General features: G+C 64.0%; 19 protein-coding genes. 8 read left to right on the top strand and 11 right to left on the bottom strand.

Going from position 1 to position 20,864, the window contains the following annotated elements; genetic code table 11:
* Positions 1–138: 138 nt before the first annotated feature.
* The 6 genes from rpsO to rimP form a co-directional block, all read right to left on the bottom strand.
* Complete coding sequence (gene rpsO / locus ACY3GB_RS20885) at positions 139–408, bottom strand: 30S ribosomal protein S15 (RefSeq protein ID WP_021475822.1); 270 nt, start codon at positions 406–408, stop codon at positions 139–141.
* A 92-nt stretch (positions 409–500) separates the two neighbouring features.
* Entirely contained in the window at positions 501–1,424 is a 924-nt protein-coding gene (truB, locus tag ACY3GB_RS20880; protein ID WP_463090415.1) for a tRNA pseudouridine(55) synthase TruB, read from the bottom strand.
* Entirely contained in the window at positions 1,421–1,840 is a 420-nt protein-coding gene (rbfA, locus tag ACY3GB_RS20875; RefSeq protein WP_463090414.1) for a 30S ribosome-binding factor RbfA, read from the bottom strand. The genes truB and rbfA overlap by 4 nt, the downstream gene beginning before the upstream one ends.
* A 213-nt stretch (positions 1,841–2,053) precedes the next feature.
* Complete coding sequence (infB, locus tag ACY3GB_RS20870; protein WP_463090413.1) at positions 2,054–4,969, bottom strand: translation initiation factor IF-2; 2,916 nt, start codon at positions 4,967–4,969, stop codon at positions 2,054–2,056.
* A 39-nt stretch (positions 4,970–5,008) separates the two neighbouring features.
* The gene (nusA, locus tag ACY3GB_RS20865) at positions 5,009–6,487 is read right to left on the bottom strand and encodes a transcription termination factor NusA (RefSeq protein ID WP_463090412.1); all 1,479 of its coding nucleotides are present in this window, start codon (positions 6,485–6,487) and stop codon (positions 5,009–5,011) included.
* A 51-nt stretch (positions 6,488–6,538) separates the two neighbouring features.
* Positions 6,539–6,964 carry a ribosome maturation factor RimP gene (gene rimP, locus ACY3GB_RS20860; protein ID WP_021477167.1) on the bottom strand — a complete coding sequence of 142 codons (426 nt, stop codon included), beginning with the start codon at positions 6,962–6,964 and terminating at the stop codon, positions 6,539–6,541.
* A gap of 302 nt (positions 6,965–7,266) precedes the next feature.
* On the opposite strand from rimP, the gene ACY3GB_RS20855 reads away from it, so the two are divergent.
* From ACY3GB_RS20855 to ACY3GB_RS20830, 6 genes are all read left to right on the top strand, one after another.
* A complete protein-coding gene (locus ACY3GB_RS20855; protein ID WP_463090411.1) occupies positions 7,267–8,946 on the top strand; it encodes a long-chain-fatty-acid--CoA ligase in 1,680 nt (559 codons plus the stop codon).
* A gap of 121 nt (positions 8,947–9,067) precedes the next feature.
* Positions 9,068–10,192 carry a PilT/PilU family type 4a pilus ATPase gene (locus tag ACY3GB_RS20850; RefSeq protein WP_463090410.1) on the top strand — a complete coding sequence of 375 codons (1,125 nt, stop codon included), beginning with the start codon at positions 9,068–9,070 and terminating at the stop codon, positions 10,190–10,192.
* Positions 10,193–10,201: 9 nt separating this feature from the next.
* A complete protein-coding gene (locus tag ACY3GB_RS20845; RefSeq protein WP_463090409.1) occupies positions 10,202–10,552 on the top strand; it encodes an arsenate reductase in 351 nt (116 codons plus the stop codon).
* Positions 10,549–11,682 carry a succinyl-diaminopimelate desuccinylase gene (gene dapE / locus ACY3GB_RS20840; RefSeq protein WP_463090408.1) on the top strand — a complete coding sequence of 378 codons (1,134 nt, stop codon included), beginning with the start codon at positions 10,549–10,551 and terminating at the stop codon, positions 11,680–11,682. The genes ACY3GB_RS20845 and dapE overlap by 4 nt, the downstream gene beginning before the upstream one ends.
* A gap of 135 nt (positions 11,683–11,817) precedes the next feature.
* Positions 11,818–12,447, top strand: coding sequence for a MarC family protein (locus ACY3GB_RS20835; RefSeq protein WP_463090407.1), 630 nt, complete (start codon positions 11,818–11,820; stop codon positions 12,445–12,447).
* Between the two features lie 260 nt (positions 12,448–12,707).
* The gene (locus ACY3GB_RS20830; RefSeq protein ID WP_463090406.1) at positions 12,708–14,042 is read left to right on the top strand and encodes a methyl-accepting chemotaxis protein; all 1,335 of its coding nucleotides are present in this window, start codon (positions 12,708–12,710) and stop codon (positions 14,040–14,042) included.
* A 77-nt stretch (positions 14,043–14,119) separates the two neighbouring features.
* Here the strand turns inward: ACY3GB_RS20830 and ACY3GB_RS20825 are convergent, their stop codons facing one another.
* Positions 14,120–14,725, bottom strand: a complete 606-nt coding sequence (locus tag ACY3GB_RS20825; RefSeq protein ID WP_463090405.1) for a LysE family translocator — start codon at positions 14,723–14,725, stop codon at positions 14,120–14,122.
* Positions 14,726–14,942: 217 nt separating this feature from the next.
* Here ACY3GB_RS20825 and ccoG point away from each other — a divergent pair, with 217 nt between their 5' ends.
* Together ccoG and ACY3GB_RS20815 are read left to right on the top strand one after the other, a co-directional pair.
* The gene (gene ccoG / locus ACY3GB_RS20820; protein WP_463090404.1) at positions 14,943–16,292 is read left to right on the top strand and encodes a cytochrome c oxidase accessory protein CcoG; all 1,350 of its coding nucleotides are present in this window, start codon (positions 14,943–14,945) and stop codon (positions 16,290–16,292) included.
* Between the two features lie 21 nt (positions 16,293–16,313).
* The gene (locus tag ACY3GB_RS20815; protein WP_463090403.1) at positions 16,314–17,699 is read left to right on the top strand and encodes an aminotransferase-like domain-containing protein; all 1,386 of its coding nucleotides are present in this window, start codon (positions 16,314–16,316) and stop codon (positions 17,697–17,699) included.
* Between the two features lie 116 nt (positions 17,700–17,815).
* Here ACY3GB_RS20815 and ACY3GB_RS20810 read toward each other — a convergent pair whose 3' ends face one another.
* The 4 genes from ACY3GB_RS20810 to ACY3GB_RS20795 form a co-directional block, all read right to left on the bottom strand.
* On the bottom strand, positions 17,816–18,202 hold the full coding sequence (locus tag ACY3GB_RS20810; protein WP_463090402.1) for a VOC family protein: 387 nt from the start codon (positions 18,200–18,202) through the stop codon (positions 17,816–17,818).
* Positions 18,203–18,554: 352 nt separating this feature from the next.
* Positions 18,555–19,019 (bottom strand): transposase, encoded by a 465-nt coding sequence (locus ACY3GB_RS20805; RefSeq protein WP_463090970.1) that lies wholly within the window; start codon positions 19,017–19,019, stop codon positions 18,555–18,557.
* Between the two features lie 106 nt (positions 19,020–19,125).
* Positions 19,126–20,466 (bottom strand): glutamine synthetase family protein, encoded by a 1,341-nt coding sequence (locus ACY3GB_RS20800; RefSeq protein WP_021477177.1) that lies wholly within the window; start codon positions 20,464–20,466, stop codon positions 19,126–19,128.
* A gap of 10 nt (positions 20,467–20,476) precedes the next feature.
* Positions 20,477–20,704, bottom strand: a complete 228-nt coding sequence (locus tag ACY3GB_RS20795) for a hypothetical protein (RefSeq protein WP_463090401.1) — start codon at positions 20,702–20,704, stop codon at positions 20,477–20,479.
* Between the last annotated feature and the right edge of the window lie 160 nt (positions 20,705–20,864).

Below are 20,864 nucleotides of genomic sequence, written 5' to 3'. Positions count from 1 at the left end.
GGAACCCCTAAAAATTCTGACCTGGTGAATGATCGGAATTTGTAGAGGCTCCCCCCGTTGTCACGATAGTTGAACTCGCACAGCTGTCGGTGTGAAAAAGTCGCAGCGAGCTGCGACTTTTTCAGAACCGTGTACCGATTACTTGCGCAGGCCCAGACGGGCGATCAGCGCGCGGTAGCCTTCAGCGTCGGTGCGCTTCAGGTAGTCCAGCAGACGACGACGACGGCTGACCAGCTTCAGCAGACCACGACGACTGTGGTGGTCTTTGGTGTTGGCCTTGAAGTGCGGGGTCAGGTCGTTGATGCGTGCGGTCAGCAGAGCGACTTGAACTTCGGACGAACCAGTGTCGCCTTCAGCGCGTTGGAAGCCCTTGACGATTTCTGCTTTTTGAGCGGCGGTCATTGCCATTTGGATTACTCCGTTTCAATAGGGGTTTGAAAACCCGACAAGTGCGGCGAGCCGGAAGACCCAACCCATTCCACACTTCGGTAAGCGGCGAATCAGGACGTCGCCGCCTGGTTCGCCAGGAGCCGGATCGGATGCAGGCGGCCATCGCCGCGAGCCTCGCCCAGCCCCACGAATTTCCGGGAAGACTGTTGGCAAACCCGGAAACGCTGCATTTTCTCACACTTTTGTTCAAAACGCACGGGCTGGCCCTGAAGAAACTTGCCGATCTCGCCGTCGGCCAGCTCCAACTGCGGAAAATGCATCACCAGCACGTCCGCCGGCATCAGCAAGGCTTCGCGCGCCGGCATGTCCAGCAATTCCAGAGCCGCCAGCGTGTGCGCCTCATCCAGGCCGAAACCACCGGTCGCGGTGCGGCGCAAGCCGGTCAGATGGGCGCCGCAACCCAACGCCTCCCCGATATCGCAGGCCAGGGTCCTGATATAGGTGCCCTTGCTGCACAGCACGTCCATCACCGCGGTATCGCCATCGAAGCTGACCAACTCCAGCTTGCGGATCACGACCTGGCGCGCCTCGCGCGGCACTTCGATGCCGGCGCGCGCGTATTCGTACAGCGGCTTGCCCTGATGCTTCAACGCCGAATACATCGGCGGCACCTGGCTGATCTCGCCGGTGAAGCGCGCCATCTCGGCCAGCAGCGCATCGCGGTCGAAAGCGACCGGACGCTCGGACACCACCTCGCCCTCGACATCGCCGGTGGTGGTCACCGCGCCGAACTTCACCGTGGCGCGGTAGCCCTTGTCCGCGTCCAGCAGGTAAGAGGAAAACTTGGTGGCCTCGCCCAGGCACACCGGCAGCAGGCCGGTGGCCAGCGGATCGAGCACGCCGGTATGGCCCGCCTTGGCGGCGTTCAGCAGCCAGCGCGCCTTTTGCAGCGCGTTGTTGCTGGAAATGTCGTAAGGCTTGTCGATCAGCAGCACGCCATCAATGTGGCGGCGGTTGCTGCGCGGCTTGCTCATTCGGCCTTGCCCTCGTCCTCGCCGGCGTCGCCTTCGGCCTGCGCGCCGAATTTTTCCGCGTCTTCGCGCGCCACTTGGTTGATCAGGCTGGTCAGATGCATGCCGCGCTCCACCGAGTCGTCATAGACGAAATGCAGCTGCGGCATGCTGAACATCTTGATCGCGCGGCCCAGCTCGTTGCGCAGATAGCCCGCGGAGCTGTCCAGCGCTTCCTGAGTGGCCTCGCGGGTGCTCTCGACCATCACGGTGTAATACACCTTGGCGTGCGAATAATCGCGGGTGACTTCCACCGCGGTGATGGTGATCCAGCCTGCACGCGGATCCTTCAGGCCCTTGCGGGTCAGTTCGGCCAGCTCGCGCTGGATCTGCTCGGCGATGCGGTCCGAGCGGGAAAAACCTTTTTTGGCTTTGGCCATGTCACTTCCAGTTCTGTTCTAGCGGCTCGGAGAGCCTGTTCAACATTTTCCGCTCCGGCGCAAGCGGCCAATGCCGGCGGAGGCCTTGAACAGGCTCTTGCAGCCGCAAGCCGCGCCCCGCTCCTCGCGGAAAGGATTTCGCGGCGCATATGCGAAAAGGGCGAGCGCCCGCCGGCCATCCGGCCGACGAAGCACCCGCCCCAGGCGTCCCGATTACAGGGAGCGCGCGATTTCCACGATCTCGAACGCTTCCAGCTGGTCGCCTTCTTGGATGTCGTTGAAGTTCTTCAGCATCAGGCCGCATTCGTAGCCCTGCTTCACTTCCTTCACGTCGTCCTTGAAGCGCTTCAGCGATTCCAGTTCGCCGGTGTGCACCACCACGTGATTGCGGATCAGACGGATCGAAGCGCTGCGCTTGATCATGCCGTCGGTCACCATGCAACCCGCGATGTTGCCCACCTTGGAGACCGTGATCACCTGACGGATCTCGACGGTGCCCAGGATCTGTTCCTTCTTCTCCGGAGCCAGCATGCCGGACAGCGCGGCCTTCACCTCGTCCACAGCATCGTAAATGATGTTGTAGTAACGGATGTCGACGCCTTCGTTCTCCGCCAGCTTGCGCGCGGCGGCGTCGGCCCGGGTGTTGAAGCCGATGACGATGGCTTTCGACGCGATCGCCAGGTTGACGTCGGACTCGCTGATGCCGCCCACGCCGGAGTGCAGGATGGATACGCGCACTTCCTCGGTGGACAGCTTTTGCAGGCTGCCCGCCAGCGCTTCGTACGAACCCTGGACATCCGCCTTGATGATGACGGACAGGGTCTGCACCTCGCCCTCGGACATCTGGGCGAACATGTTCTCCAGCTTGGCGGCTTGCTGCTTGGCCAGACGCACGTCGCGGAACTTGCCGGCGCGGAACAGGGCGATTTCACGCGCCTTCTTCTCGTCGGCCAGCACCATCGCGTCTTCGCCGGCTTGCGGCACGTCGGACAGGCCCAGGATTTCCACCGGGATGGCCGGACCGGCCGAGTCGATCGCCTTGCCGTTTTCGTCCATCATGGCGCGGACGCGGCCGAACGACGTGCCTGCCAGCACCACATCGCCCTTCTTCAGCGTGCCGGACTGAACCAGCAGCGTGGCGACCGGACCGCGGCCCTTGTCGAGGCGGGCCTCGACGATGATGCCCTTGGCCAGGCTTTCCACCGGCGCCTTCAGCTCCAGCAATTCAGCTTGCAGCAGGATGGCTTCCAGCAATCCGTCGATATTGGTGCCCATTTTGGCGGACACTTCGACGAACTGGGTGTCGCCGCCCCAGTCTTCCGGCACCACTTCATGCGATACCAGTTCCTGGCGGATGCGCTCGACGTTGGCGCCCTGCTTGTCGATCTTGTTGACCGCCACCACCATCGGCACCTTGGCGGCCTTGGCGTGGTGAATCGCTTCGATCGTTTGCGGCATCACGCCGTCGTCGGCAGCCACCACCAGCACCACGATGTCAGTGGCCTTGGCGCCGCGGGCACGCATCGCGGTAAACGCTTCGTGACCCGGGGTATCCAGGAAGGTCACCATGCCGCGCGGGGTTTCCACGTGGTAGGCGCCGATATGCTGGGTAATGCCGCCGGCTTCGCCCGCCGCCACTTTGGCGCGGCGGATGTAGTCCAGCAGCGAGGTTTTGCCGTGGTCCACGTGGCCCATCACGGTCACCACCGGGGAACGCGGACGCTCGACCACTTCGACGGTCTCGCCGCCGGTCACTTCCAGGTAGGCTTCCGGATCGTCCGCCTGGGCGGCCTTGCCGATGTGGCCCATTTCCTCGACCACGATCAGCGCGGTCTCCTGGTCCAGCACCTGGTTGATGGTGACCATCATGCCCATCTTCATCAGCGTCTTGATCACTTCCACGGCCTTGACGGCCATGCGGTGAGCCAATTCGGCCACGGTGATGGTTTCCGGCACCAGAACCTCATGCACGATGGGCTCGGTCGGCGCCTGGAAGGCATGCTGGTTGTTGCCTTGCTTGTGCCGGCCCTTGCCGCGCGACTTCCAGTCGCTGCCGGCGTCGCCGCCCTTGGTCTTCAGACCGCGGCCGCCCTTCTTCTTGTCGTCCCAGTTGCGCTCGCCGCCCTTCTTGCCGCCGCCTTTCTTGGCATCCGGACGTCCGGCAACGGTAGCCGGAACAACGGGAGCGCCAGGAACGCCGGGAGCAGCCGGACGCGGGCCGCGGCTGTCGCCGGCCGGACGCGGGCCGCGATCGCCGGCGCCTGCCGGACGCGGGCCGCGATTGTCGCCTGCCGGGCGCGGACCGCGGCTGTCGCCTGCCGGACGCGGGCCGCGATCGCCGGCGCCTGCCGGGCGCGGGCCACGGTTGTCGCCTGCCGGGCGCGGACCGCGGTCACCCGCCGGGCGGGCATTGCGATCGCCGGCCGGCGCGGCGCGGCGCTCTTCGCGCTGCGGCTCAGCAGCCGGGGCCGGAGTCGGCGCGGGCGCGGGCTGCGACGCGGCCAGCTTGGCGGCCTGGCGGCGCTCTTCGCGCTCGATCTTTTCGCGCATCAGCGCTTCCTGACGGGCGCGGAAAGCCGCCTGGCGCTTCTCTTCGGCTTCGCGAGAGGCGATTTCTTCCGGCGACAGGATCGAAGCGACGGTGCGCGGGGCCGGCGCGGCGGCCGGTTTCGGCTCCGGCTTGGCTTCCGGCTTAGGCTCGGGCTTGGCCTCGACCTTCGGTTCCGGCTTCGGTTCCGGCTTGGCCTCGACCTTCGGCTCCGGCTTCGGTTCCGGCTTGGCCTCTACCGGCGCGGCGGCGACAGGCGCCGGCTCGGCCGGCTTGGCAGCCTCGGCTCGCGGCGCGTCATCCGGACGAACCACCACGCGCTTCTTGCGAGTCTCGACCGTCACCGTACTGCCGTCCGCCTTCTTCACTTCGGAAGTAGACTTGCGAGTCAGAGTGATGTTGGAGTCATCGCGCGCGCCGTGCGAACGTTTCAGGTAGTCCAGGAGCTGGGACTTGTCTTGCGCCGATAGGGTGTCATCCGGCGAGCGCTTGCTCACTCCGGCTGCCTTCAGCTGTTCCAGCAGGCGTTCCGGCGTGAGATTCATCTCACCGGCAAATTGTTTTACATTCGTCAAAACCATGCGTCTTCCCAAATTCCGTAAATACTTCCCGAGAAAGCCTTACTGGTTGAACCAGTGTTCGCGCGCCTTCATGATGATTGCGCGTGCAGCTTCCGCTTCCATGCCGGTCATGTCCACCAGATCGTCAACGGCCAGGTCGGCCAGATCATCGCGGGTGGCCACACCGCCTGCGGCCAGCTTGCGAACCAGCTCGGCATCCAGGCCTTCAACGTCCTTCAGGTCGTCGGATACATTTTCGACCTGCTCTTCGGACGCGATGGCCTGCGTCAGGAGCGCATCACGGGCGCGGCTACGCAGCTCGCCCACCAGCTCCTCGTTGAAGCCTTCGATTTCCAGCATTTCTTCCAACGGCACATAGGCCACCTCTTCCAGCGCGGCGAAGCCTTCCGCCACCAGCTTGGCGGCGGTGTCTTCGTCCACGCCGAGCGCGCTGACGAACAGCTGGCGCAACGCGGCGTCCTCGGCCAGGTGCTTCTCTTCCGCTTCGGTCACGGTCATGATGTTCAGGTACCAGCCGGTCAGCTCGGCGGCGAGCTTGACGTTCTGGCCGCTGCGGCCGATGGCCAGCGCCAGCTGCTCTTCCTCGACGACCACGTCCATGCTGTGATTGTCTTCATCAACCATGATCCGGCTCACTTCCGCCGGCGACAGCGCGTTGATCACGAACTGCGCCGGTTCCGGCGCCCACAACACGATGTCGACGCGCTCGCCCGCCAGCTCCTGGGTCACGGCCTGGACGCGGGAGCCGCGCATGCCGATGCAGGTGCCCTGCGGGTCGATCCGGGCGTCATTGGCCTTGACGGCGATCTTGGCGCGCATGCCGGCATCGCGCACGGCGGCGCGGATTTCCAGCATGCCCTCCTCGATCTCCGGCACTTCCAGCTCGAACAGCTTGACCAGGAATTCCGGCGCGGTGCGCGACAGGATCAGCTGCGGGCCGCGGCCCTGGCGATCGATGCGCAGCAGGTAAGCCTTCACGCGGTCGCCCACGCGCAGGTTTTCCTTCGGAATCATCTGATCGCGCGGCAGCACGGCTTCCAGCTTGCCGCACTCGACGATGGCATTGCCGCGCTCGATGCGCTTGATGGTGCCGATCACCAGGTGCTCGCGGCGCTGCAGGAATTCGTTCAGCAGCTGTTCGCGCTCGGCGTCGCGGATGCGCTGCAGGATCACCTGCTTGGCGGTCTGCGCGCCGATGCGGCCGAACTCGACGGCTTCCATCTGCTCTTCGATGACGGCGCCCAGCTCGATGCGTGGATCGCGGTCGCGCGCGTCGATCAGGCCGATTTCCCGGCTCTCGGATTCCAACAGCTCGTCTTCCACCACCGTCCAGCGGCGGAAGGTTTGGTACTGCCCGGTATGGCGGTCGATTTCGACGCGCACATCCATTTCGTCATCGGTAAACTTCTTCTTGGTGGCCGAGGCAAGCGCCATCTCAAGGGCGGAGAACACCACATCCTTGCTGACATTCTTTTCGCTCGCCAGGGCATCCACCAGCAACAAAATCTCGCGACTCATGCATTCCTCTCCGAATTTTGTCCTTTAGCGCGGGCTATCGCCGTCCAGACATCAAAACTCAGGCTCGATACGAGCCTTGTCGATGTTGGCGAACGGAATCTCCACGATGCGGCCATCCACATCCAGCTTCACGGAGCCGTCCTCGACCCCGGCAAGACGACCGGTAAATTTCTTCTGCTGCTCGATCGGCATCCGCGTCTTGATCTTGGCGAGCTGACCGGAGAAGCGGACAAAATCGGCCTCCTTCTTCAGCGGGCGATCCAGGCCCGGCGAAGACACTTCCAAACGCTCGTAATCCACGTTCTCGACCATGAACAGCCGAGTCAGGTGATTGCTCACCAGCACGCAGTCTTCCACGGTGATGCCACCGGGCTTATCGATAAATACGCGGAAACCGCCACCTTGGGTCATTTCGAAATCGACGAGCTCATAGCCCAGACCCTGCAGGGTGTTTTCCAGCAGCAAACGAACATCCATTGCTTTTTCCACAAATAAAAAATGGGCGAAACGCCCATCCCTAACCGCTGCGATTGTAACCTATTTCCGCAAAAAAGAAAACCGGCGCGGCCGCCCGGCCCCGGTGCGGAGGCCGCCGCATGCCAGACAACTTTGCGAGACGATTTCAGTTGCGATACATTACCGCGGATCAAACTGCGGTTTGATCGCAATAGGCCGTCAGGCCGACAACAACAACTATTAAATAGCGACTCGCAAAACGCTCGTCCGCGCCCGCCGCGGCGAAGCTCGCTAAAACCCGCACGACGGAGAAACCCGGATTTATGGATAAGGTGTGGCTCAAAAACTACCAGCCCGGCGTCGCCCACGAGATCGACATCAACCAGTTCCAGTCGGTAACCGAGGTGTTCGACCGCAGCGTCAAGAAATTCAGCGGCCGGCCGGCGATGGCCTGCATGGACAAGGTGCTCAGTTACGCTGAGCTGGACGCGCTCAGCGGCCGATTCGCCTCTTTCCTGCAACACAGGCTGGGCCTGAAAAAAGGCGACCGCGTCGCGCTGATGATGCCCAATCTGCTGCAATACCCGATCGCCGTGTTTGGCACGCTGCGCGCCGGCGGCGCGGTGGTCAACGTGAACCCGTTGTACACCCCCCGCGAGCTGGAGCACCAGCTGAAGGATTCCGGCGCGGAAACCATCGTCATCCTGGAGAACTTCGCCGGCGTGCTGGAGCAGGTGCTGCCGCGCACCCAGGTGAAAAACGTGGTCATCGCCTCCATCGGCGAGATGCTGGGCGTCTTCAAGGGCGCGCTGGTGAACTTCGTGGTGCGCAAGGTCAAGAAGATGGTGCCGCCCTGGCACATTCCCGGCCACATCCGCTTCAGCGACGCGCTGTCCATCGGCGCGGCCAAGCCCTACACCAAGGTGGCGCTGACCCACGACGACATCGCCTTCCTGCAGTATACCGGCGGCACCACCGGCGTGGCCAAGGGCGCGGTGCTGCTGCACCGGAACATCGTCGCCAACATGCTGCAGGCGAGCGCCTGGGTCGGCACGCTGGTGCGCGAAGGCCAGGAAGTGATCGTCACCGCGCTGCCGCTGTACCACATCTTCTCGCTGACCGCCAACCTGATGGTGTTCACCGAGATCGGCGCACTGAACGTGCTGATCACCAATCCGCGCGACATCCCCGGCTTCGTCAAGGAGCTGCGCAAATACCCGATCACCTGCATCACCGGCGTCAACACACTGTTCAACGCGCTGCTGAACAACCCGGAATTCTCCAAGCTGGATTTCTCCAGCTGGCGATTGACGCTGGGCGGCGGCATGGCGGTGCAGAAGGCGGTGGCCGACAAGTGGAAGTCCGTCACCGGCGTGCCGCTGGTGGAGGCCTACGGCCTGACCGAGACCAGTCCCGCCGCCTGCATCAACCCGATGGACCTGAAGGAATACAACGGCACCATCGGCCTGCCGGTACCCTCCACCGAGATCGAGATCCGCGACGCCGAAGGCAAGCCGGTAGCCATGGGCGAACAGGGCGAGCTGTGCATCCGCGGCCCGCAGGTGATGCGCGGCTACTGGCAGCGGCCTGACGAAACCGCCAAGGTGCTGGGCGACGACGGCTTCCTCGCCACCGGCGACATGGCCGTGATCACCCCAGAAGGCTACGTCAAGCTGGTGGACCGCAAGAAGGACATGATTCTGGTATCCGGCTTCAACGTCTATCCCAACGAGATCGAAGACGTGGTGGCCGGCCATCCGGACGTGCTGGAAGTGGCCTGCATCGGCGTGCCGGACGATAAGTCCGGCGAAGTGGTCAAGGTATTCGTGGTGAAGAAGAACCCCGCCCTCACCGACAAGGACATCATCCGCTACTGCCGCGAAAACCTCACCGGCTACAAGGTGCCCAAGCTGGTGGAGTTCCGCACCGAGCTGCCCAAGACCAACGTCGGCAAGATCCTGCGCCGCGCGCTGCGCGACCAGGAAACCGCCAAGCCGGCCTGACCGTCCGCCGGCCCCAGGCAACGCCGTCCCTCCCGGGCGGCGTTTTGTTTTATCCGGAACAAACGCAAGCCCGCGCCGGACGGCTAAACTGAATCGACATCCCGTCCTGTCGGAGCGCTCCATGCTGATGTTGCCGTTCTTCAAGCTGATGGCCGAAAAAAAAGCCAGCGACCTGTTTCTGACCAGCTTCTCCCCGCCGATGCTGAAGCTGGGCGGCGAGCTGACGCCAGTCAACGAAAAGCCGCTGACGCCGGACATGGTCAAACAGCTGGCCTACAGCCTGATGAGCGAGGAGGAGGCCGCCGTTTTCGAGCGCGAGCGCGAGATGAACCTGGGCCATCCGGTGCCGGGCCTCGGCAGCTTCCGCGTCAATGTGTTCTGGCAGCGCGGCTCGGTCGGCATGGTGGTGCGCTACATCCTGCCCAGCATCCCCAGCATGGAAGAACTGGAGCTGCCGCCGCTGCTGGGGGAGCTGATCAAGTTGAAGCGCGGCCTGATCCTGGTGGTCGGCTCCACCGGCTCCGGCAAGAGTTCGACAGTGGCGGCGATGCTGCAGGCGCGCAACCGCAGTACCAAGGGCCACATCCTCACCATCGAGGATCCGATCGAATTCCTGTTCCGCCACGACCAATCCATCGTCAACCAGCGCGAGATCGGCTTCGACACGCTGTCCTACACGCGGGCGCTGAAGAACGCGATGCGCGAGGCGCCGGACGTGCTGATGATAGGCGAGATCCGCGATCCGGAAACGCTGAGCCACGCCATCGGCTACGCCCAATCCGGCCATCTGTGCATCTCCACGCTGCACGGCAACAACAGCTACCACATGCTGAACCGGGTGATGAATTTCTTCCCGCCGGAATCGCGCGGCGCGCTGCTGATGGACCTGTCGGCCTCGCTGCGCGCGGTGATCTCGCAGCGCCTGGTGGCGACCCTGGACGGCGGCCGCACCCCCGCGCTGGAGCTGCTGATCAACACGCCGCACATTTCGGAGTTGATTCGCGGCGGAGAGATGGACAAAATCAAGGAAGCCATCGAAAGCAGCATGAGCGATGGCGCGCAGACCTTCGAACAGGCGCTGTTCCAGCTCTACCAGGCTGGACGGATCAGCCTGGACGAAGCACTGAAGAACGCCGACTCTCCCACCAATCTGTATTGGCTGGTCAATCAGTCGAAGGAGAGCGGCAAAGGCAAATCCGGCCCCGCCAGCGCGGCCGGCTTCGACAGCATCAAACTGGACCTGTAAACCCACCCGATGATTACCCTGTACGGCATTCCCAACTGCACCACCGTGAAGAAGGCCCGGCAATGGCTGGCCGACAACGGCATCGACTACATCTTCCACGACTTCAAGAAACAGGGCATAGACGCCGAGCGCCTGCAGGCCTGGGCCGCCCAGGTGCCGCTGGCCAAGCTGGTCAACCGCCAGGGCACCACCTGGCGCGCGCTGCCGGATGAAGCCAAGGCCGCCGCCGACACGCCGGACGGCGCCGTCGCGCTGATGCGGGAGCAGACTTCCGTGATCAAGCGCCCGGTGCTGGACCTGAACGGCAAGGTCGGCGTCGGCTTCTCCGAAGCCGACTGGGCGGAGCGCTTCGGCCTATGAGCGCGACGCTGGATCTCGCCCGCGAGCTGATCCGCCGCGATTCCGTCACCCCGCGCGACGAAGGCTGCCAGGCGCTGATGATAGCCCGCCTGGAGGCCATCGGCTTCAAGGTGGAGAAGATGCGCCACGGCGACGTGGACAACTTCTGGGCGCGCAGGGGCGACGCCGGCCCGGTGTTCTGCTTCGCCGGCCACACCGACGTGGTGCCCACCGGTCCGCTGGAGAAATGGGACAGCCCGCCGTTCGAACCCACCATCCGCAACGGCCTGCTGTACGGCCGCGGCGCGGCCGACATGAAGGCGTCTTTGGCCGCCTTCGTCACCGCCTGCGAGCGCTTCGTCGCCGAGCACCCCGGCCACGCCGGCTCGCTGGCGCTGTTGATCACCTCGGACGAGGAAGGCGTGGCGGTGGACGGTACGGTGAAAGTGGTGGACGCGCTGGAAGCGCGCGGCGAAACGATAGACTACTGCGTCGTCGGCGAGCCGACCTCCGAGCAGCGCCTGGGCGACACCGTCAAGAACGGCCGCCGCGGCTCGCTGTCCGGCAGGCTGGTGGTGCACGGCATCCAGGGCCACATCGCCTACCCGCAGTTGGCCAAGAACCCCATCCACCTGATGGCGCCGGCGCTGGCGGAATTGGCCGCCACGCGCTGGGACGACGGCAATGCCTTCTTCCCGCCCACCAGCTGGCAGGTGTCCAACATCCAGGCCGGCACCGGCGCCACCAACGTCATCCCCGGCCACTGCGAGCTGCTGTTCAACTTCCGCTTCTCGCCGGAAAGCAGCGCCGACAGCCTGAAGGAGCGGGTCTGCCGGATACTGGACAGGCATGGCCTGGGCTATGAGCTGCACTGGCAGCTGTCCGGCCTGCCCTTCATCACACCGCCGGGCGCGCTGACCCAGGCGCTGGGTCAGGCGATCGCCGAAGTGGCCGACGCCAAGGCCGAGCTGTCCACCACCGGCGGCACCTCGGACGGCCGCTTCATCAAGCGCATCGCGCGCGAGCTGGTGGAGTTCGGCCCGGTCAACGCCACCATCCATAAGCTGAACGAGTGCGTGGAAGCCGCCGACGTGGAACCCTTGTCCGACATTTACCGCCGCACGCTGGAACTGTTGCTGGCCAAGGCGTGAGCGGCGGCGCTCCGCTATGCTGAAACCGGCGGCGACGCCGGTTTTTTTATATTTCCATCTCCCTGACGCAACCATGGTTGTTTGCGTCTCCACGCCGAATGTTGCGGATCGAACTAACAGGTAAGCTCCATCATCATGGAAATCGAAATCGCAAAAATCTTCATCGCCCTGCTGGTGCTGGTCAATCCGCTGGGCGCCATTCCCATTTTTATCAGCCTGACGCCCAACGCCGGCCAGGAGGAACGGCGGAAAATCGCCAAGACCACCGCCATCGCCGTCGCCATCGTGCTCAGCCTGTTCGCCGTGGTGGGCGAAACGCTGCTGCGCTTTTTGGGCATCAGCATCGGCTCGTTCCAGGTGGGCGGCGGCATCCTGGTGATGCTGATCGCCATCGCGCTGATGAACGCCAAGCCCGGCCCGACCAAGACCACCAAGCAGGAACGGGAGGAAGCCGGCCACAAGACCAATATCGCGGTGGTGCCGATGGCCATCCCGCTTATGACCGGCCCCGGCACCATCTCCACCGTGATCATCTACGCCAGCACCGCCCATTCCTGGCTGCAGGTGGTCTACCTGCTGGTCAGCGGCCTCCTGGTGGCGGTCACCTGCTATGGCGCGCTGGTGCTGGCATCGCCGCTGTCCCGCCTGCTGGGCCAGACCGGGATCAACATCGTCAACCGGGTGATGGGCATGCTGCTGGCGGCGGTATCGGTCGAAATCATCGTCGACGGCGTTTACCGGCTGTTCCCGCAACTGACTCGCTGAAGGTTCGCGGCGCCGCCGCGGGTCCTCCCCCCGGCCGGGGCGGCCGCCATTCCACGCCCCGCCAAGCAGCCTGGACTGGCCATCGCCGCCAGAGCGTCTGCGCCGTCTCGCTTTCCCATCACACCGCCATGAATTTGCCGCCTGAAACCGGGCGGCCCTCCAGACTCTTCTTGACTAATCTCACCCATCTTTCATACACCAAATAAGCGATAACGCGCGCCTTGCCTCCCCGACCATCCCTATCCCGCGAGGATGAAACGATGTTCGATCAAAAACTGAAATCCGCTTTGAATGACGCCCTGGCGCAACTGGAAAATCAAAAAAACGTGCTGGACGCGCTGGACCGCTCGATGGCCATCATAGAATTCAGCCCGGACGGCATCATCCTCTCCGCCAACGCCAATTTCGAGCAAACCATGGGCTACAGCGCCGAGGAAATCATCGGCAAGCACCACCGGATGTTTTGCCTGCCGCAATTCGCCGCCAGCCAGGAATACAAGGCCTTTTGGCATGTGTTGCGGACCGGGGGCATCATCAAGGATCAGTTCCGGCGCATCGCCAAGGATGGTCGCACCGTCTGGCTGGAGGCCAGCTACAACCCGGTCCACGACAAGCAGGGCCAGGTGGTCAAGGTGATCAAGTTCGCGCTGGACGTCACCCAGGAGGTCAAGCTCGCCCATGAGGCGAGAAACATCATGCAAGCCGTCGAGCGCTCAATGGCCGTCATCGAGTTCACCCCGGAAGGCGTCATTCTGACCGCCAACGCCAATTTTCTCGGCGCCACCGGCTATGCCGCCGAGGAAATCATCGGCAAGCACCACCGCATCTTCTGTCCCGCCGACTTTGTGCACAGCCCCGCCTATGAGCAGCTGTGGCAACAGCTGAAACAGGGCGTGTTCGTCTCCAGCAGGTTCGAGCGCCTGCACAAATCGGGCCGGCCAATTTGGCTGGAGGCCAGCTACAATCCGATCTTCGACGACGATGGCGTGGTGTTCAAGGTCATCAAGTTCGCCACCGACATCACCGACCAGGAAACCGCGCGCCAGCAAGATCTCCGCCTGGTGCAGGAAGCGCACCGGCTGTCGGCGGCGTCGGACAGCGCCTCAAACGACGGTCAACAGGTGATCCGGGATACCATTCTGGCGATGAGCGTGATCGCCGACAGCGCCGGACAGTCGGCGCGGCTGATCGAAGACCTGGAACAGAAAACCAGCCGCATCACCACCATCGTCAACACCATCCATGAAATCGCCGATCAGACCAATCTCCTGGCGCTAAACGCTGCGATCGAAGCGGCCCGCGCCGGCGAGCAGGGCCGCGGCTTCGCCGTGGTGGCTGACGAGGTGCGCAAGCTGGCGGAACGCACCAGCACCTCCACCAAGGAGGTGACCGAAATGATAGACGACATCAAGAACGGCACCGGCAGCGCCACCGAAAGCATCCACGAAATGCTGGTGAAGGCGCAGAAAGGCGAGGAACACGCCAGCGAGGCCAGCAGTTCGATCGAGCAGATACGCAACAGCACCTCGCGGCTGGCCGATGTGGTCAACCACTTCTCAGCCGTGCAAGCCGGCACCAATCCCCCCACTCCCTGAGCGCCAGCGCGCTTGCTGGCGCGCATCGCCGATGCGTGCCGGAGGCAAACGCTGTCGGCGCATTTTTCGGCAAAGGGTCATGCCCCTCCCCTCAGCATCCTGACGCCCGCCCAGGCGAACGCCAGCGCCAGCGCGCCATGCAGCCAACGCCTCGATCTCAGGTAGGCGCGCCGCGCGGCCGCGGCGGAAAACAGCAGCGCATAGGCTGAGAACACGCCGGCGGCGATCAGCGCGCAGCCCGCCACCATCTGAGCGCCATGCCCGCCGCCGGCAGCGGGCGCAGCCAACGACACCAGCGACAGCCAGACCAGAATCGCCTTGGGGTTGCCCAGATGCATCAGCAAACCCCGCAGCAGCGCCTGCTTGTGAGACAGACCGACCCATTCTGGTCCTGCTTTCGCGGCATCGACCGAACAAGCCTGCCTGGCCGACTGCCAGGCCAGGCATAGCAAATAGACGCCGCCCAGCAGCTTCAGCCCCCATGCCAGCGCCAGGCTGTTCCGCATCAGCTCCGCGAATCCCATGGCGGCGAACATGCCCCAGCAAACCGAGCCCAACACCACCCCCGCCGCCAGCGACAGGGCCCGGCTCCTCCCCTGCTCCATCGCCACGCCCATGATGGCCAGATTGCTGGGCCCCGGGCTGGCCGTTCCGACCAGATACACCGCGAACGCCGCGGCCATATTGGCATCCATCCATCCCCCTTTCCCGATAATCTGTATGCGACATCCCTGTTTACGATCGGGCCCACGCTTGCGCCCATTGGCGATTATGCCAACACGCTATCAATTCCTGTAAATATACAGCGGCATCTGTACTGATATTTTCATCATTGCCTGTTCATTGTTTGTACTGATCCCCAGCAGTAAAAATAGCCATCTTCATAGCGTGGTGGCAGCCATGTCCAAGCCTGAAATCAAACCCGTCCCCATCAAGATCCATCCCCGGCTCACCAGCGGCCGCTTCAACAATGTCCGCGTCGGCATGGTGGTGCTGACGCAACTGGCGTTCTTCGGCATGCCCTGGCTGCAGTGGAACGGCCGCCAAGCCGTGCATTTCAATCTGGCGGAGCATCATTTCCTGATCTTCGGCATCAGCCTGTGGCCGCAGGACTTCATCTACCTGGCGGCGCTGCTGGTGGTGTCGGCGCTGGGGCTGTTCCTGTGGACCACGCTGGCCGGCCGGCTGTGGTGCGGCTACAGCTGCCCGCAGACTGTGTATACCCAGATCATGATCTGGATAGAAAGGGCGATCCAGGGCGACCACAACGCCCGCCGCAAGCTGGACGCCGCGCCGATGAGCGTCGGCAAGCTCGCCAAGAAAGGCGGAACCCAGGCGATCATGGCCGCGTTTTCCTTATGGACCGGCCTGACCTTCGTCGGCTATTTCACGCCGATGCGCGAACTGGCCGCGCTGCAGATGGGGCCGTGGGATCTGTTCTGGACGCTGTTCTACGGCGGCTTCACCTGGCTGATGGCCGGCGTGCTGCGCGAGAAGGTCTGCTTGCACATGTGTCCGTACGCCCGCTTCCAGGGCTCGATGTTCGACGACCATACCCTGGTCATTTCCTATGACGCCAAGCGCGGGGAGCCGCGCGGCAAGACCCAGGCCAAGAGCGATGCCCAAACCAAGGGCTGCATAGACTGCGGCATCTGCGTGCAGGTCTGCCCCACCGGCATCGACATCCGCAACGGCCTGCAGTACGAATGCATAGGCTGCGCCGCCTGTATCGACGCCTGCGACCAGGTGATGGACAAGCTGAAGTCGCCGCGCGGGCTGATCCGCTACACCAGCGCCGAAGCGCTGCAGGGCAAGCCGGCGAAGAGCGGCCCATCCTTCCACCGTCCGCGCATCGTCATCTACTCCTGCCTCTTGGCCGGCATCATCACCATGTCCACCACCGCGCTGGTCCTGAAGAAGCCATTCAAGGTGGATGTGCTGCGCGACCGCGCCAGCCTGGTGGAGCAGTCCGACGACGGCCTGCTGCAGAACCGTTACAGCCTGCGGGTGATCAACACGACAGAACAGTCCCAACGCTACGTGGTATCGGTCGAGGGTCTGCCCGGCATCCGGATGGAGAGGCCGGGCCAGGTGATCGAGGTCAAGCCGGCCCAGACCGAAACCGTGCCGGTGCGCGTGCAGGTCGAGCCGGAAAGCGCGCCGCGCGGCTCGCATCGCATCCACTTCGTGATACGCTCGCTGAACGATGACGTTTCAATAAGGGAAAAATCCAGCTTCATCGGCGAGTAAGCCGGGTCAGGAAAACAATATATGAACAAAACCGGCCAATTAAGCCAACGTTTCCGCCATGCGATAGAGCAGGGCCATCTGCGCGCCGGCGACCGCATGCCCTCGCTGCGCAAGGTGTGCCAGGACCACAAGATCAGCATCACCACCGCGCAGCGCGCCTACGCCGAACTGGAAAAACTGGGGCTGATCGAGTCGCTGCCGCGCTCCGGCTTCCGCGTGCTGGCGCGCAGCAGCGCGCTGCCCAGCAACCTGCCGCTCAACAGCGACGGCAGCGGCATCCGCATCGAGCACCTGACCAGCGCGCTGCCCATGCCCTGGGGCTGCCCCTACATGAACCCGGCGCTGATCAACACCACGCCGCTGAACCGCGCCCTCACCCGCGCGCTGCGCGACTACCGCTACGCGCTGTCCGGCAACGCCAGCACCGGCTACGAAGGCCTGCGCCGCGAGCTGACGCTGCGCTACCTGGCCCAGGGCGTGGAGCTGGACGGCGACGAGCTGCTGGTCACCTGCGGCGGCATGGAGGCGTTGAACCTGGCGATACGCGCGGTGACCAAGCTGTCCGGCAGCCAGGCGATGCTGGTGCTGACCCCGGCCTTCCCGGCGCTGTTCGACCAACTGGACCAGTTGGGCGTCACCGTGCACACGCTGGCCACGCCGCCCGGCCAGCCGCTGGACCTGGAGCGGATGGAGCAGCTGATCCTCCTGCACCAGCCGGCCGGCATCCTGGCGATGGCCAACTTCCAGCATCCCACTGGCCTGACGATGAGCGACCACGACAAGGCCGCGTTGCTGGCGCTGGCCGACCGCCACCGCCTGCCCATCATCGAGGACGACACCTATCGCGAGCTGTATTTCGGCGAAAGCGCGCCGCTGCCGCTGAAGGCCTACGACCAAAAAGGCAGCGTGCTGTACTGTTCCTCGTTCAGCAAGTCGCTGGCACCGGGCTACCGCGTCGGCTGGATCGCCGCCGGCCGCTACCGCGACAGCATTCTGGGCCTGAAGCTGTGCAGTTCGCTGTCCACGCCGCTGCCCAGCCAGATGGCGCTGGCCCGGCTGCTGTCCGGCGGCCAGCACGAGGACATGCTCAGCCTGCTGCGCAGCCGGCTGCAGGCCAACTGGCTGGCGCTGAGCCAACAGCTGTCAGCCCAGCTGCCGGCCGGCGCCCGCCAGGTCACGCCCCAGGGCGGCTACTTCCTGTGGCTGGAGCTGCCCGAGGGCAGCGACTGCCGCGCCCGGCTGCCGGCGGCGATGCAGCAAGGCATTCATTACGCGCCTGGATCGCTGTTCTTCCGCGATGCCCAGCCCAGGCTCAACGCGATGCGGCTCAACTTCAGCTACTTCGACCCGCTGCAACAGCACAACGGCGTGGCGATGCTGGCGGCAAGCCTGGCCAGGCTGGACTGAAGCCCCCTTCAACCCACCTCTAGGCCGCGTGGGACAGGGAGTGCATGGGGCCTAAGGTTTGAGCTGAGCCGCGGCGCTGCGGCGAGTGGACGCAGCGCCTCGGCTCGAGCCAAGGCCTAGGCGTCGCTGCGCTGCCAAACATTGGCACGCTCCTCAAAATCCGGCCGCTGCGGCCTCACGACACAAAAGCGTTGTCCCGTGGGCGCCTCCATCACCCACCAGGTGTGGATTTTCTCGACCCGCTTTGCTCCAAGACTTTCGAGGCGCGCCACTTCCGCCTCGACGTCGTTGGTCTCTATGTCCAGGTGGACGCGGCTCGCGTGGCCTACTGCCTGGACCAGAATCTTCATCTCATCCGGCGGTCCTTCGAGCACGCGATAGGGATCAGCGGCGTCTGCGGCTTGCGCGGCGCGCCCGATCGCGGCAGACCAAAACCTGGCCGCGCCTTCTATGTCGTCGGTCTTGCAGTCGATGATGATGTTGCTCAGGCGGCTCTTGTGCATTGCGGCTCTCTCCCGTAGGCGGACGACGCTGGACAGATGGTGGGCAGCGGCGCTCGCGTTGTGACGGCTGATAGATAAAATCAGTCGCGCGCGGCCTGCTGCGCGTCGACTGCATTCCAGGATTGGGCTCTCCCCGGGAAGCTCGGACTTTCGCACCCCTCGGGGTTTCAACCTCCAAGAAGTTTGTCGCATAAGTCTGTTACTGGCCGAGTTGCCCCAGCCCCGGACGGACATATCGCATGCGTGCCATTTGCGGCGTGGCCAGGACGGTAAAGCGCTTCTGAATCGCTGCGCAGATTTGAAGCTCCGCCACCCGTCGGCCAAAGTCCCGCGATTTGACGCGGTCTGGCAATCACTTGAAACCGCGCGTCTTCGTTTCATCCGGGCTGCGCCGATGGCAGCCTATCCACTTTTCCAGAGCATTCGCCCCTAGGCACTTCGCCGAGCGCAACGACTCATTACGCGCCTGCTTGCCCAAGGCATTCCCTTTACAGAACTGGCCGTTTCGACGCGGCGGAATGATGGCCGCAACGCCACGCGCCACAATCGCAGCGTGACATAAATAGCTGTCGTACGCCCCATCCGTCGTCACAGTTGCCAGCGCCGCCACTGCGGCAATCTGGGACAGCAGCTCCGCCAACATCGCGGCATCGCCAGTACGGTTGCCAGTCACTTCCATCGCGCGGATTTCCAGCGCTTGCGCATTGCCCCCCGGGTGCAGCTTGCGCCACTGGCGGCGGGCAAGGTGCGTGCAGCTCGCTGGATCGCTTGGAAGAATATGTCCGTCCAGGGCATCAACTGCGCGTGTCCGCTCCACCCATGGCCGGATTCGGCCATCCCCTCTCCCCGCTCCGACCGGACACGCTTCCGGCTCCTGGCGCAAAAACGCCTTCCGGCCCGCAGGGCGGGAAGGCGCGGTACGGCTAGACGTGCAACAGCAGGAAACGGCGCTCCCACGGACTGATCACGTCGAAGTACTCGCGGTACTCCGCTTCCTTGATCGCCGCATAGGTTTCCACGAAGTGTCCGCCGAACAGCTCGGCCAGCGGCTGGCAGCGCAGCAGCATGTCGATGGCGTCGTCCAGGTGACGCGGCAGCTGGTGCGGCTGCTCGTAGGCGCTGCCGGACAGCGGCTCGGACGGATCGATCTTGTCGCGCATGCCCAGGTAGCCGCAGGCCAGGCTGGCCGCCATCGCCAGGTAGGGATTGACGTCCACGCCGGCCAGCCGGTTCTCCACCCGCCTCGCCTCCGGATCGGAGTGCGGCACCCTTAGGCCGCAGGTGCGGTTGTCGTAGCCCCAGCTGAGATTGATCGGCGCCGAGGTGTAGCGGCTGAGGCGGCGGTAGGAATTGACGTAGGGCGCGAAGAACGGCATCGCCGCCGGCAGGTAGCGCTGCAGGCCGCCGATGAAGTGCAGGAAGGCCGGCGACGGCTGGCCGTCTGCCAGGCTGAAGATGTTGCGCCCGCTGGCGATGTCCACCACGCTCTGGTGCATGTGCATCGCGCTGCCGGGCTGGCCCTGCATCGGCTTGGCCATGAAGGTGGCGTACATATTGTTGCGGATCGCCACCTCGCGCACGGTGCGCTTGAACAGGAACACCTGGTCGGCCAGCTGTAGCGGATCGCCGTGGTCCAGGTTGATCTCCATCTGCGCGGTGCCCATTTCATGGATCAGCGTGTCCAGCGCCAGGCCCTGCGCCTCGCACCAGTCGTACATCACGTCGAAGATGTCGTCGTATTCGTTAACCGCGTCGATGGAAAAGCTCTGCATCCCCGCCTCGGTGCGGCGGGTGCGCCCCACCGGCGGACGCAGCGGCAGGTCCTCGTCGGGCTGGATTTCCACCAGGTAGAACTCCATCTCCGGCGCGATCACCGGCTTCCAGCCCTGATCCTCGTACAGCTTCAGGATGCGTTTGAGCACATTGCGCGGCGCCAGATCCACCGCCTCGCCGCCGAAGCTGTAGCAATCGTGGATGATCTGCGCGGTGGGCTCCTTGTTCCAGGGCACCGGGCGCAGCGTGCTGAGGTCGGGCAGCAGCTTCATGTCGGGGTCGGCGACGGAGGTGAAGTCGCGGTCGGGGTAATCGCCGGTCACTGTCATCGACAGCACCGCTTCCGGCAGTCGCAAGCCCACGGCCGGGTCGTATTTGTGGCGCGGCACGATCTTGCCGCGGGCGAGGCCGGTCATGTCCGGAATCAGACACTCCACCTCGGTGATATGATGTTCGTCGAGCCATTGATTGATGAGATGGGCACTATCCATAAATCCTCTGTCAGCTGTGTTTGCCCGAGCTTCCCAGCCTCCGGGCATGATGGGTCAGGGTGTGGCGGCGCGCGGCCTGCAATAGGAACAAGCTGCGGTCCGCGAGCAGCGGCCTGTCGGCCGCGGCGCGAGTGAAATGGCCTAGCCGGCTTAACCGGTGGTTTTGCTGCAAGATCATCGTCCTTTCGTGATAAAGATTTGGCAAAATCGCGTTCAATATTTTCAACGCTTCGCCCATCCTAGCCAGCGTTCTTCCCCGCCGGCAACGGGCTGCGGGCCCGCGTCGTCATTTTTCGTCAACAATAGGACAAACAACGCAACAGGACGGCAGCGTCAAAGTGCATTAGAATTAAGCGATATGAATTCCCACGCTCAGGCAGACGCCGCCCCCCTTGCTC

It is taken from the genome of Chromobacterium sp. Ag138, from assembly GCF_055181315.1.
The sequence above is the reverse complement of the archived record's forward strand: the minus strand, read 5'-3'. Positions and strand labels throughout refer to the sequence as shown.

Bases quoted from the DNA above. Each gene is read 5' to 3' on its own strand.
- rimP (WP_021477167.1), bottom strand. From the start codon at position 6,964: ATGGATGTTCGTTTGCTGCTGGAAAACACCCTGCAGGGTCTGGGCTAT.
- infB (WP_463090413.1), bottom strand. From the start codon at position 4,969: ATGGTTTTGACGAATGTAAAACAATTTGCCGGTGAGATGAATCTCACG.
- ACY3GB_RS20800 (WP_021477177.1), bottom strand. From the start codon at position 20,466: ATGGATAGTGCCCATCTCATCAATCAATGGCTCGACGAACATCATATC.
- ACY3GB_RS20850 (WP_463090410.1), top strand. From the start codon at position 9,068: ATGCTGATGTTGCCGTTCTTCAAGCTGATGGCCGAAAAAAAAGCCAGC.
- ACY3GB_RS20830 (WP_463090406.1), top strand. From the start codon at position 12,708: ATGTTCGATCAAAAACTGAAATCCGCTTTGAATGACGCCCTGGCGCAA.
- ACY3GB_RS20815 (WP_463090403.1), top strand. From the start codon at position 16,314: ATGAACAAAACCGGCCAATTAAGCCAACGTTTCCGCCATGCGATAGAG.
- ACY3GB_RS20810 (WP_463090402.1), bottom strand. From the start codon at position 18,202: ATGCACAAGAGCCGCCTGAGCAACATCATCATCGACTGCAAGACCGAC.
- rbfA (WP_463090414.1), bottom strand. From the start codon at position 1,840: ATGGCCAAAGCCAAAAAAGGTTTTTCCCGCTCGGACCGCATCGCCGAG.
- ACY3GB_RS20845 (WP_463090409.1), top strand. From the start codon at position 10,202: ATGATTACCCTGTACGGCATTCCCAACTGCACCACCGTGAAGAAGGCC.
- dapE (WP_463090408.1), top strand. From the start codon at position 10,549: ATGAGCGCGACGCTGGATCTCGCCCGCGAGCTGATCCGCCGCGATTCC.
- ACY3GB_RS20835 (WP_463090407.1), top strand. From the start codon at position 11,818: ATGGAAATCGAAATCGCAAAAATCTTCATCGCCCTGCTGGTGCTGGTC.
- nusA (WP_463090412.1), bottom strand. From the start codon at position 6,487: ATGAGTCGCGAGATTTTGTTGCTGGTGGATGCCCTGGCGAGCGAAAAG.
- ACY3GB_RS20795 (WP_463090401.1), bottom strand. From the start codon at position 20,704: ATGGGCGAAGCGTTGAAAATATTGAACGCGATTTTGCCAAATCTTTAT.
- ccoG (WP_463090404.1), top strand. From the start codon at position 14,943: ATGTCCAAGCCTGAAATCAAACCCGTCCCCATCAAGATCCATCCCCGG.
- ACY3GB_RS20855 (WP_463090411.1), top strand. From the start codon at position 7,267: ATGGATAAGGTGTGGCTCAAAAACTACCAGCCCGGCGTCGCCCACGAG.
- truB (WP_463090415.1), bottom strand. From the start codon at position 1,424: ATGAGCAAGCCGCGCAGCAACCGCCGCCACATTGATGGCGTGCTGCTG.
- ACY3GB_RS20825 (WP_463090405.1), bottom strand. From the start codon at position 14,725: ATGGCCGCGGCGTTCGCGGTGTATCTGGTCGGAACGGCCAGCCCGGGG.
- rpsO (WP_021475822.1), bottom strand. From the start codon at position 408: ATGGCAATGACCGCCGCTCAAAAAGCAGAAATCGTCAAGGGCTTCCAA.